Annotated in this window: 12 protein-coding genes and 1 pseudogene; 12 read left to right on the forward strand and 1 reads right to left on the reverse strand. The window is 35.9% G+C overall.

All coding sequences use genetic code 11. The annotated features are described in order from the left end of the window. Position 1: 1 nt before the first annotated feature. From ABWU33_RS01575 to ABWU33_RS01605, 7 genes and pseudogenes are all read left to right on the forward strand, one after another. A complete protein-coding gene (locus ABWU33_RS01575; protein WP_265014485.1) occupies positions 2 to 1939 on the forward strand; it encodes a DUF4815 domain-containing protein in 1938 nt (645 codons plus the stop codon). 11 nt (positions 1940 to 1950) lie between these two features. Further along, positions 1951 to 3141 (forward strand): hypothetical protein, encoded by a 1191-nt coding sequence (locus tag ABWU33_RS01580; RefSeq protein WP_265014486.1) that lies wholly within the window; start codon positions 1951 to 1953, stop codon positions 3139 to 3141. Continuing rightward, entirely contained in the window at positions 3141 to 3335 is a 195-nt protein-coding gene (locus tag ABWU33_RS01585; protein ID WP_265014487.1) for a hypothetical protein, read from the forward strand. Before ABWU33_RS01580 ends, ABWU33_RS01585 begins: the two co-directional genes overlap by 1 nt. Next, a complete protein-coding gene (locus ABWU33_RS01590; RefSeq protein WP_264683024.1) occupies positions 3332 to 4753 on the forward strand; it encodes a hypothetical protein in 1422 nt (473 codons plus the stop codon). Before ABWU33_RS01585 ends, ABWU33_RS01590 begins: the two co-directional genes overlap by 4 nt. Positions 4754 to 4759: 6 nt before the next feature. After that, a complete protein-coding gene (locus ABWU33_RS01595; RefSeq protein WP_264683025.1) occupies positions 4760 to 5317 on the forward strand; it encodes a hypothetical protein in 558 nt (185 codons plus the stop codon). Positions 5318 to 5332: 15 nt separating this feature from the next. Next, a complete protein-coding gene (locus tag ABWU33_RS01600; protein ID WP_264683027.1) occupies positions 5333 to 6493 on the forward strand; it encodes a phage tail sheath subtilisin-like domain-containing protein in 1161 nt (386 codons plus the stop codon). A gap of 14 nt (positions 6494 to 6507) precedes the next feature. Continuing rightward, positions 6508 to 6657, forward strand: a pseudogene (locus ABWU33_RS01605) (phage major tail tube protein); the annotation flags it as partial. Between the two features lie 6 nt (positions 6658 to 6663). Here ABWU33_RS01605 and ABWU33_RS01610 read toward each other — a convergent pair. Beyond that, entirely contained in the window at positions 6664 to 8076 is a 1413-nt protein-coding gene (locus tag ABWU33_RS01610; RefSeq protein ID WP_264686125.1) for an IS4-like element ISWosp2 family transposase, read from the reverse strand. Between the two features lie 12 nt (positions 8077 to 8088). Here ABWU33_RS01610 and ABWU33_RS01615 point away from each other — a divergent pair, with 12 nt between their 5' ends. The 5 genes from ABWU33_RS01615 to ABWU33_RS01635 all read left to right on the forward strand — a co-directional run bounded on the left by ABWU33_RS01615 (position 8089) and on the right by ABWU33_RS01635 (position 11673). After that, a complete protein-coding gene (locus ABWU33_RS01615; RefSeq protein ID WP_353272078.1) occupies positions 8089 to 8517 on the forward strand; it encodes a phage major tail tube protein in 429 nt (142 codons plus the stop codon). A 16-nt stretch (positions 8518 to 8533) separates the two neighbouring features. Then, entirely contained in the window at positions 8534 to 8785 is a 252-nt protein-coding gene (locus tag ABWU33_RS01620; protein WP_015588509.1) for a phage tail assembly protein, read from the forward strand. Positions 8786 to 8897: 112 nt separating this feature from the next. After that, positions 8898 to 11069: a phage tail tape measure protein gene (locus ABWU33_RS01625; protein ID WP_226079606.1), complete on the forward strand. Its 2172-nt coding sequence runs from the start codon at positions 8898 to 8900 to the stop codon at positions 11067 to 11069. 3 nt (positions 11070 to 11072) lie between these two features. Further along, a complete protein-coding gene (locus tag ABWU33_RS01630; RefSeq protein WP_191110947.1) occupies positions 11073 to 11489 on the forward strand; it encodes a phage tail protein in 417 nt (138 codons plus the stop codon). Between the two features lie 10 nt (positions 11490 to 11499). Then, on the forward strand, positions 11500 to 11673 hold the full coding sequence (locus ABWU33_RS01635) for a tail protein X (RefSeq protein ID WP_255586148.1): 174 nt from the start codon (positions 11500 to 11502) through the stop codon (positions 11671 to 11673).

Genomic DNA, 11673 nt, shown 5'->3' on the forward strand with positions numbered 1-11673 from the left:
AATGACTTTAAACGCCTATTATAACCGCTTTAATCCTGACAAAGAATACGAAAAAAGCTTGTTCCTGGCAGGAAGAGGTTTACAGTCTGCAGAATTAAACGAAACTCAGGAGTATGCTCTCTCTAAGCTTAAAGGCATAGGCGATGCAATATTTCGTGATGGTGATGTTATAACAGGAAGCAATTGTATTATAGATAGAGAAACTGGTAAAGTTACGCTTGAATCAGGAAAAATCTATCTTCGTGGAGCAGTTAGAAAAGTCGAAAAAGAAGAATTTGTTATTCCACTGAGTACCACAGTTCGCATAGGTGTTTATTATGTAGAATCTACGATTACAGAACTTGAGGATGAAAACCTTCGTGATCCTGCTGTTGGTACAAGAAACTATCAGGAAGTAGGAGCTGCAAGGCTTAAAGTTTCTACCATTTGGGGTTATCAATCTGAAGGTGTTTCTTCCCCTTTTTCTGTAAATGGAGAATTTTACCCAATTTACAATATTGAAAATGGAGTATTGATAGAACATTCACCACCACCACAAGCAAATATAGTAACTACTGCGCTTGCTCGTTATGATAAAGAAGCAAATGGTTCCTACGTCGTAAATGGTCTTGAAGTAATGTTCCTGCAAAAGGAAGAGGGAGAAGGAGGAAAAAAAATATTTGTGATTAATGAGGGCAAAGCTCATGTTGATGGCTATGAAATTGAGTTACCTCACAGTATTCGTGTTTCTTTTGATGAAGATCCGGATATAAAATCAGTTGAATCAGAGCCACATACTTTTCAGCCAAATAGCCAAAGAGTAATGGAACTGAAGGTTAATGATTTTCCAATAAGTGAAATCAAAAAAGTAGATATAACTGTTCAAAAAACTATTACCATTACTCACGGTTCATATTCAGGAGCCATTGATCCGATACCTGACTCTGCAGTACTTGAAATTATTCAAATTAAACAAGGCAATGTTATTTATGAAAATAGTATAGATTACAAATTAAACGCAGGAAACGTTGATTGGTCATTACCTGGTAAAGAGCCAGCTCCTGGAAGTAGTTATCAAATAACTTACCGCTGTCGTACTCATGTAAGCCCTGAAGATATAAGTGAAGAGGGATGTAAAGTAAGAGGTGCCGTTGATAACAGCTTGGTTTTGATTGATTACACCTGGAAAATGCCCCGCTATGATTTAATTACTATCGATAGCAAAGGAGCAGTAAGGAGAATAAAAGGTATAGCTCACCCTTGGCGACCATCAATGCCTAAAGCACCTAGCGGACAACTTTTGCTCTGCTACATTCATCAGACATGGAAAAACGGAGAAAAAGAAGGGGTAAAAATAGTGAATAATGCTATTCATGCTGTACCGATGAATGAGCTTGAAGCAATGAAAAAAGGAATAAATGATCTTTATGCTCTTGTTGCACAGGAACGTCTACGCAATGATGCAAATTCAAGAGAGCCAACCACGAAAAAAGGAGTATTTGTTGATTCGTTTTTTGACGATGATATGCGTGATCAAGGAATTTCGCAGTCTGCAGCGATAGTAAACAAGGAACTAATTTTACCAATAGATGTAACTATTGCTGATATTGATGGAGGAGAAAAAACTTATTTGTTGCCGTATGAACTTGAACCGGTACTGGAGCAGCTTTTACAGACCAAAGGAGAAAAGATCAATCCATATCAAGCTTTTGATCCAGTACCGGCACAAATTACTCTAAATAAAAATATAGATCACTGGACGGAGGTAAAAACAAATTGGAAAAGTCCAGTAACAAGAGTATTTAATGTTAAAGAAACGACAGAGCTGCTGTCAAGTACTTCATACGAAACTGAATTTATGAGAGAAGCAGTACAGAATTTTGAAATTGAAGGTTTTGAGCCAGATGAAAAGCTTAAGGAAATAAAATTTGATGGCATTTCTATTATACCTATGGCATAGAGGAAAAAAAAGTGGAAAAAAGAGCTAACAACCAGGGAAAATTAAAGGGAAAGGTGAAAGTACCAGCAAATATTCCAGCAGGTACTAAATTAGTACAGTTTTATGGGGATAAAGGAAGCTATGGAGAGGCAACTTATACTGGTAAAAAAACTATTACCATAGAAGAGAGAAGAAGAGTTATCGCAGCAAGAAGAGTTGATCCTTTAGCGCAAACATTTACTCTGAATGAGAGTAGGCACATAGGAGGTCTAGATTTATGGTTCACAAATAGCGGCAAAAAACGTGTTGTTGTGCAGATTAGAGAAACAGCAGTGGGAATGCCCTCACAAACTGTCATTGCTGAAAGTTATATTGAGCCAAAAGATATAAAGATAGATGGCACAGCAACACGTATTACTTGGTCACCAGTGTTTTGCCATGCAGGACAAGAATATGCAATAGTTTTACTTACCGATGATTCAGAGACAACAGTCAAAATAGCAGAACTTGGCAAATATGATGCAGTAAATAGCCGTTGGGTAACAAGTCAGCCATATCAAGTAGGAGTATTACTCTCATCTAGTAACGCAAGTACTTGGACTCCACATCAGAACTTAGACTTAACGTTTCGGCTTTTGGCTGCAAAATTTAGCGAAGTTTCTCACATTATTGATCTTGGCAAGGTTACTGCAAATAACGTATCAGATTTAATTGTTTTGACGAACGTCGAAAAAGTAGCATTTGATACCAATGTGGAATTTATCTTAACAGATGAAGAGGGAAAAGAGAACTTTTTGTCTGATAATTTGCCACTTGCACTGCGTGAAAGATTATCTGGAGAGCTAACAGTAAAGGCAAATTTAAAAGGGTCAAAAGAAAAAAGTCCAGTGCTATATCCTGGGTTACAGCTAGTTATGGGTAATATAGGGGAAAAAGGAGATTATGTTACAAGAAGCATTACAGCAGGAGCTAACACTAAAATTACCATAACATATGATGCGCTAATACCTGGCACTGCAGACATTAAAACTTATGTAGAGAAAAACGTGGGAGAATGGCAATTAGTAAATTTAACATCAGGAAAACCAATTGGAGAAAATTTGGTAGAGAGAACTCATGTGCTGACAAACTTTAATGGCAATGAGACAAGGATAAAATTAGTTTTAAGTGGAACAGTTGTTTATCGCCCTAAGGTAAAAAATCTCAGAGTGATTGTCACATAATGACTGTTGACCAAGCCAAACGAGGATATCCACTGCCTCATCCAGAAAATATTGCAGTTCAAGATGTGGTACGTATTCGAAGAGCTATAGAAAAAATAGATGAAGATATTACCGAAAGAGAAGATGAGCATAATCAACTAAAAAATAATTTTAAACGATTTAGATTTGAAACTTTTTTGAATTTTTGGGAATGAAAGAAGCAATATACCAAAGGATAAAGGATTTAGCAGCAAACAGTACACCTGATCAACTGGCATATCTTGCAAAATCGCTGGAATTGATAGCAGATAAAAAAGCTATTTCCAACGTTGTGCAGATGACTGAAGTAAAAGGAATAATTGATGCACTACAAAAGAGGCTTAAGGATTTAGCAGCAAACAGTACACCAGATCAATTAGCATATCTTGCTAAAGCATTGGAATCAATAGTCGACAAAAGTGCAGTTTCTGAAATTGTACAGATGACTGATGGTAAGCTAAAAGAGCTTCTTGATAGTGCAAAAAAACACTTAACTGATCTGGATAATAAAAAAGCTAGTTCTTTAGCAGTGATCTCTGAATCAGAGAAGCAGTTATTAAAGAGAATTGATGAAAAAGGAACAACAAATTTATCGCTACTTGATACGAGAAAGAATGCCAATATTGCAGCAATAAATAGCATTAGTAATAGTCATAAAGATGGTCTTAAAGGTTTAGTAGAAGATTTTCGTGCTGTTAATAATGTACCACCTGGCTCATCAATTATAGGAGAAATAGAAACTCGAATTGAAAACATCTCTAATGAGGTAAAAACTCGGGATGAACAGTTAAAAGTGTCTCTTATAAATGAAATAAGAAAGCGCAACATGGTTGAACCAGGGTCATTACCTTTCTTATTTGGTGTACTTGGCAGAAAAAATAATTATTTTGGCCACGGAACTTTTACGACAGAGCTTGGAAAGTGGAGTAGTGATATAACAAAAACTGACTATATGTTACAACTACTAGCAGGTAGCCATACGTACAATACAGATTACGTTAGTTTTTATCGGCCAAGACAACTAAGTTTTATAGAGGGAAGTAAAGGAACATTTATTTACGGAGAGTTATGCACAAAAAGTTTTTCTGGTAGTTATGATGAGATATACTATTATCCGTATGCTGCACTTGGAGTAGTATTTGTAAAAAATACAACCAATGTGAACATAAATAAGACAATAGAATTTGTTGGATCATCGTATTCGAGTACGGAGTATGGGGGAGCAGGATTATTTGTGGGAACTCCTGATAACACTAATTCTAATAAATCAAGTATTTCAAAAATAGTATGGAAAAATGTTTACCAATACATGAGTTCTGATAGCAAGTTAGCTGGATCTGGTAATGTGGAGATTCCAGCAGGAAAAACAGTTGCAATATTACTTTACACATCATCTTACCTGTATTCCAGGACACAAGTTAGTCAAGGTATGCTTGCATCAAATTATGTACACAACTATGGTCAATTTATTCAGTGGGGGATTTATAACATACGTAGCAATGTTCTAACTACAGGACTTGAAGTAGATGTGGAGAGAACGCTAAAAGCTTGGCAATGTCCAGGATTATCTAACACGTATGAGATTTGGAGGTAACAAACAATGTCTATCTACATTAGATTTGAAAATGATAAACAAGTAGAAACAACAACACTTGAAAGCAAGCCAACTGAAAATGATTGGTATGAAGCACCAGAAGATTTTGATTGGCAAAAAAGCTATTGTTTAACAGAAGGAGGCAAAATTGCTCAGCGGAATCAAGAAGATATTGAATTGGAGTTACTACAAAATGCGAAGTTTTCTGCACTTTCTAATCTTCATGCTTATTATGATAACTATACTCACCAATACTCAGGATATTCTCATCAGAAGTCTAAGTCGTACGAAATACAAGCAAAAGCCGCAGAGAACATTTTAGCAGCACCAGAATCTATAGACAAAAAAGATGCAGAAATTATAGAGCCATTAGCAAAAGTCCGAGGAATTTCAGTAGTAGAAATGGCAAGAATAATTCAGGAAAAAGCAAAAAGAGCGAAAAAAGCAATAATCAAGTGCGAAGAATTGGTGGATATAGCTGAAAGGGAAATCGGTGAAGCTAAAAGTAAGGAAGAGCTGCAAACTTTGCTAGATGATTGTAAACAAAAAATGCAAGAAAGTTGAAAAGGGGAAAAAGAAATGACAGAACAGTTTCTACATGGAGTAAATGTTATCGAGGTTACCTCAGGAGCGAGGACAGTACGAACAGCTAAATCATCGGTAATTGGAGTAATTGGTACTGCACCTGATGCTGACGGGCAAAAGTTTCCACTAAATAAACCAATATTAATAGCAGGAAGCTTAAAAGAAGCAGCAAAACTTGGTCAATCTGGGACTTTGCCTTCAGCTATTAATGCAATTTTTTCCCAAATTGGTGCAACAGTAGTAGTTATTCGAGTTGAGGAGAAAGTAGAAGAGACGCTCAGCAATGTCATTGGTGGAGTTAACGAAGAAACTGGAGAATATCAGGGAATTCAAGCGTTCTTAAGCAGTGAAAGCATAGTTCATGTTGCTCCAAGAATATTAATTGCACCTCAGTTTACTCATCAGTTACCTGAAATAGATGGAGTAAATCCAGTAGTGAGTGCTTTAATTTCCATAGCAGAAAAATTAAGAGCAATTATTGTTGCAGACGGACCAAATACTAATGATGAAGAAGCAATAAAATGGAGAAAAAGTGTAGGCAGCTCAAGAGTTTACGTAGTTGACCCATGGATTAAGTTATTTATTGAAGGAAAAGAAAAAATCTTGCCATCGAGTCCATTTGTAGCTGGTTTAATAGCTAAGATAGACAGCGAGCAAGGCTTCTGGCACTCACCTTCAAATAAAGAAATAAATGGTATTGTTGGAACAAGCAGGCCTATTGATTTTACGCTCGGTAATACAAATTGTAGAGCAAACCATTTAAATGAAAATGAAGTAACAACGATAATTCATCAAAATGGCTATAGGCTTTGGGGAAATAGAACATGTTCAAATGACTCAAAATGGGCTTTTTTGTCAGTGAGAAGGACTGCAGATTTAATCAACGATAGTCTACTTCGAGCTCATTTATGGGCAGTTGATCGCAATATTACCAAAACTTATATAGATGATGTGATTGAGGGGGTAAATTCTTATCTTGCAAATTTAAAAGCGCAAGGGGCGATTATTAGCGGAAAATGTTATGCAACTCCAGAGCTCAATACACCAACAAATATTGCAAGCGGAAAAGTGTCTTTTGATTTTGAGTTCACGCCACCATATCCAGCTGAACAGATTACTTTCAGGTCACACCTTGTGAGTGGCGCAATATTGTAAAAGGAGAAAGAGAGATGTTACCAAAGATCCTAAAGAATTTTAACGTATTTGTTGATGGTCGTGGCTATGCAGGAAAAATAGATGAAGTAACCTTGCCAAAACTTACCATAAAAACAGAAGAATACAGAGCTGGTGGTATGGATATTCCAATAAATATTGATATCTTACTATTACCCACAAATATAAAGTTCGTGAGCAAGTCGCCATCCTTCTGCTAGATCAAAGAGACGTCTCCATCCTTTCCAAATAGTAATGGGTCCTGGTTCTAGATCATTTTTTCTAGCCAAATGTCCTCCAAGTTGAGCAACCCATGAAACAGCTTCTTTTATAGTAGGAGTTGCATTTGAACATGGTTTTCTATGTATTTTTACATATAGAACTTTCCATTCTTCTTCGGCTAATAAGGTAGTACACGGTAATGTTGGATCAGTTCTTGCAATTGTTGTAATAAAGAAAATTCTCCAAGCAATAATACTCATTACTGTTAAATATCGCATCAACCTTTCTGCTGTTCCAAGCCTACATTCTTCAACTTTGAGACCAGATTTTAAAATTTTATGTAATATTTCTATTTTCCATCTAAGACAATACCACCTAACTTTTTCAACAGCTTCATCAAAGGTATTGACTGGAAGATTTGTTAAAAGCATCCACTCTAGCGGACTTGTTTCAGAAGGAAAGTCTTTTTCAACAACGTAAACTGCATAGTGTGGTAATTTAAGTAATTCTTCTTTCTTATGCCTAATACTATTCTTAGATGGATGCATAATAAACTTTCCGAATCTAACTTCCAAATGTGCTGTTCTTTTTGGCTTATTATCTTTTGCAGGAACTTCAACTTTTACCGTACCTGCACAATGAGAGGATTTAATAAATTCCCATAACTTCTGCTCACCTTTTTCAGGATATCGAGATTTTCTATTTACTGCCCTATCTTTGGAAGCTCTAACTAACACTGCCGAATTAAGATTATGTGCAAGCTCAAAAAACTCATATATATCTGCTTCTCTATCGCATATAGTTATAGTCTCAGTTTGAGTTGAATCAATAATGTTGTTTGTGTTGCTTAAAGTTTCTAACCATTTTATACTCTCTTTATCTTCAATGCGGATACTGTCATTGTTCTTTTTTTTTATGTTTTCAGATTCTTCAGGTCTTGAATAAATTTTTTGATCTAGTATCCCTAGTACCAAACCTTCTATACTAACAGCTAGAGCTGTATGCATTATAATACCTTGACTATGTTTTCTTGTAATAACTCCCAATCCACTTGTTTTTTCATGGTCTGTGTATGAAATATAACTTGTATCTTGGATCACAAAAATTTTTTTATGGGCTTTTGTTCTTTCAACTGTTTTAGCAACGTGTGAAGCTAGAATATCGCCTTCTTTCACGTTCTCATTTTGAAAAAAACGATATGCTGCTTTTGCTTCTGACCAACTTCCACACGCCTGATTGATTGAGCTTTCAGGTAAACTTGTAAAACTATCAGCAATATTTACTAATCGGTCAGTTAACCTTTTATCTCCAAGTACAGCATCTCCAAATTCATTTTCAGCCCATTCATTATTCCTGTTTGCCATTTTTTACCCTCAATGTTTGCAAACTTTAATGTTGTAATACTTTATTTTTATGTCCATTTATATTTGTGGGTAATAGTAAGTATTGATATGGGCATGGAAAAGCTTGAAGCAGATTTCACTTTTTCTGAATATGACTCTGAGCTCTTTAGACTTTTCGGATTGATAAACAATAATGCTGTTTCTCTTACTTTAAGAGGAGGTTTGCAGGGAAGTAGTGATGCCGAATCAGTAGTAATTAACTTAAGAGGGCTCTTTAAGGAACTTGATTTTGGTAACTGGAAGGCTGCTGAAAAAGCAACACTAAAATGTATAATTGCTGCCAACTATTATAAGCTTACCATTGATGGCAGAGAATTGATTGAAATTGACGCTGAGAATATGATTCGCAAGATCGATGGTGTTGATCAAATGACTTCTATGCGCACAGCTTTAGGAATTTAACTAAAAGGGTAAAACAATGCAAAAAATTAAATTAACTGAACCAATAAAAATCGATGGAATTTTAGTTTCAGAGCTAACTCTACGCCGTCCAAAAGTTCGAGATCGTTTAGCTGTTGAACGTATGGGTAATAGCGATGCAGAGAAAGAAGTAGCACTGATTGCAAATCTTGCAAGTATTTCAAGAGAAGCAGTAGAAGAATTTGATTTAGCAGACTACAATAAGATTCAAGAAACGTTACAAGGTTTTTTGTCTCAGCAGAAGAATTGAGGTTGAGCATATTATCACTTAGCTCAATGGTTGGTGGTGGAATCAATCAGTGGCTTGATATGGATATTGAAGAATTTATTACTTGGTTTGAAAGTAGCGGAAAATTATACAAATGAAGGCAATTTCTATAGTAATTGGAGCAACACTGCAAAGCAGTTTTAATAGTACGATAGCAGGTAGCACGAAGCAACTTTCTCGTATTGGTAGTACGATAAAACAACTTGAATCATCAAGTAAATCAGTATTCAAGTTTAAACAATTAAGCCACGATGCTCTGCTTGCTAGGCGTTCTTGGAATGAACTAGAAATAAAAACAAAATCTCTTGCTCAGCAGATAAAAAATACAGGAGCACCAAGTAAGAGCCTGCAAAACGAGTTTACAAGGTCTAAAACTGCAGCGCTGAAAGCTAAAACAGCTTATTTACAAAAAAGAAGTGCTCTCCACCATTTACGCACGGAGTTCAGTAAAAGTGGTAGAGATATAAAATCTCTTATTGGAGATCAAGTTAAACTTGGCTCTTCTATTGAAAAGCTTAAAAATAACTATACAGCTTTAAATTCCGTAATGCAAAAACGTAAAGGAGTTTTAGCACAAAGAGCAAATTTCAAAGCTCAAATGATGGATGCTGTGGCACTTGGCCTCACCCTTGCAGCACCACTTAAGGCTGCAATTAGTTTTGAGAGTGCCATGGCTGATGTAAAGAAAGTTGTAAAGTTTGAAGATACAGATGTAAATGGCTTAACAAAACTTGGGGAAACATTAAAGGAAATGTCGCGTACAATTCCGCTATCTGCGGCAGAACTTGCGCAAATTACTGCAAGTGGTGGTCAACTTGGTATTAAAGCTAAAGATCTTACGACTTTTACAGACACTGTGGCCAAAATGGCAACTGCATTTGATATGTCAGCAGAAGAAGCAGGAGACGCTATTGCTAAACTTTCTAATATTTATCAAATTGAAATTGGTGAAATGAAAGGCATTGGTGATGCAATAAACCATATCTCTGATAACACTGCAGCAAAAGCTAAAGACATTGTTCCTGCATTAAACAGAATCGGTGGTACAGCAAGGCAATTTGGCTTAACTGCAGTAGAAGCGGGAGCTTTAGCAAGTAGCTTCATTAGTCTTGGTAAGACCCCCGAAAAAGCAGGTACAGCAATTAATGCGATGCTCAGTAAGTTGCAAACAGCAAGTAAGCAAGGTGGCAATTTTCAAAAAGCTTTTCAGCAGCTAAAAATAAATGCTAAGGAATTTGAAAAAGCAATTGGCAAGAATGCACAAGGCACATTAGTTAAGTTTTTAGAAACAATTGCAAAACTAGGTAAGCAAGAACGTTCTAGCGTTCTTTTTGATCTCTTTGGTCTTGAATATCAAGACGATATAGCACTACTCATTGGTAGTCTTGACGAGTACAAAAAATCTTTACGATTAATAAACGGGGAATATAAGGGCTCAATGCAAAGAGAGTTTGAAAATAGAGCAAATACTACAGCAAATAATCTTCAGCTACTTAAGAATTCAATAGCAGAAGTAGGAATGAATCTTGGTTCTGTATTATTACCACCTTTAAATTTTACTGTTAATCTTCTGAGGTCAGCAACTACACAAGTAGCACTTTATGCCAAGGAATATCCAGTATTGACTACAGTAATCATGAGTACTACTACAGCGTTGATTAGCATTAAAATAGCAGCTATATCTCTTGGCTATGCTTGGACTTTTGTAAAAGGTTCCTTATTCGCTTTTTTGTCTACTTGGAAAATGTTTGGATCTGTTATTACTTTAGTAAAAATAGGTCTTTCTGCAGTTTTTCCAGCAATTATTGTTGGATTTAAAGCATTGACAATTGCTTTAATGAGTAATCCTATGGGACTCGTTATTGGCGGTCTTGCTGTTGCTGCAACTTTGATAATTACCAAATGGCAAGTGGTAAAGAACTTTTTTGTTACTATCTGGGAATCAGTGAAAATTGTATGGAAATCTTTTTCTGATTGGGTAGGAAAATTTTGGAATAATATTACTCAGCCCTTTAGAACAATCAGTAATCTGTGGAATAAAAGAAATGAGTCTAAACTAGAAGTTAAGTCTGTAAATAACGTTATAAGTGATTCTCTTAAGTACCCCATTGCGGCACACAGTAAAGCTGTAGAGAATAAAACTCAAAATAATCACTTCAGTATTAATATTCATTCAACCCCTGGGCAAGATACACGTAGCATTGCTGATGAAGTAATGGAGCGAATTAGAGAGCAATTTAGTGGCGCACTTTATGATATAAATTAAATTATGCTGTCTCTTGGTCCATATAGATTTTCATTAACTGAGCGAGGTTTCACACGCAGGAATGAATATCGCTGGCCTGCACTTGAGCGTATTGGAGAAAAGCCATTACTTCAAAGTATTGGTCCTGGAGAGGACGTTATTGAGCTTGCGGGAGTAATCTATTCAGGAGGACTGGGGCAAATAAATAATATGCGAAATTTATCGAAACCTCTTTTACTCATTGATGGCCAAGGTAACATTTTAGGCCATTTTGTTATTGTGAAAATAGAAGAAACGCAGAGATATTTTTTTCCAAATGGTGAAGCAAGAAAGATTGAGTTTCACTTAAGTTTGAAGCACTATGATAACGTGTTGTCAGACGGATCACTAAATAATCCAGTTGATGATATACAACTTGATAATGATATATTACAAAACTAAGGAAAATGATATGTTAGATTTAATCTGCTGGAACTACTATGGATTCAGCTCAGGAGCAGTTGAGATTGTGTTAAGAGCTAATCCTGGGCTTTCAGAGTACGAACTTCTTCCTGCAGGATTAATCATTAAACTTCCTGTTATTCAAAAAGAGACACAAAAGCAAGTAGTAAAACTATGGGATTAA

It is taken from the genome of Wolbachia endosymbiont (group B) of Cyclophora punctaria, assembly GCF_964028235.1.
Taxonomy (GTDB): Bacteria; Pseudomonadota; Alphaproteobacteria; order Rickettsiales; family Anaplasmataceae; genus Wolbachia.

Excerpts from the sequence above, each read along its gene's own strand:
- ABWU33_RS01575 (WP_265014485.1), top strand. The coding sequence starts at position 2 with ATGACTTTAAACGCCTATTATAACCGCTTTAATCCTGACAAAGAATAC.
- ABWU33_RS01585 (WP_265014487.1), top strand. The coding sequence starts at position 3,141 with ATGACTGTTGACCAAGCCAAACGAGGATATCCACTGCCTCATCCAGAA.
- ABWU33_RS01590 (WP_264683024.1), top strand. The coding sequence starts at position 3,332 with ATGAAAGAAGCAATATACCAAAGGATAAAGGATTTAGCAGCAAACAGT.
- ABWU33_RS01595 (WP_264683025.1), top strand. The coding sequence starts at position 4,760 with ATGTCTATCTACATTAGATTTGAAAATGATAAACAAGTAGAAACAACA.
- ABWU33_RS01600 (WP_264683027.1), top strand. The coding sequence starts at position 5,333 with ATGACAGAACAGTTTCTACATGGAGTAAATGTTATCGAGGTTACCTCA.
- ABWU33_RS01610 (WP_264686125.1), bottom strand. The coding sequence starts at position 8,076 with ATGGCAAACAGGAATAATGAATGGGCTGAAAATGAATTTGGAGATGCT.
- ABWU33_RS01615 (WP_353272078.1), top strand. The coding sequence starts at position 8,089 with ATGTTTGCAAACTTTAATGTTGTAATACTTTATTTTTATGTCCATTTA.
- ABWU33_RS01620 (WP_015588509.1), top strand. The coding sequence starts at position 8,534 with ATGCAAAAAATTAAATTAACTGAACCAATAAAAATCGATGGAATTTTA.
- ABWU33_RS01625 (WP_226079606.1), top strand. The coding sequence starts at position 8,898 with ATGAAGGCAATTTCTATAGTAATTGGAGCAACACTGCAAAGCAGTTTT.
- ABWU33_RS01630 (WP_191110947.1), top strand. The coding sequence starts at position 11,073 with ATGCTGTCTCTTGGTCCATATAGATTTTCATTAACTGAGCGAGGTTTC.
- ABWU33_RS01635 (WP_255586148.1), top strand. The coding sequence starts at position 11,500 with ATGTTAGATTTAATCTGCTGGAACTACTATGGATTCAGCTCAGGAGCA.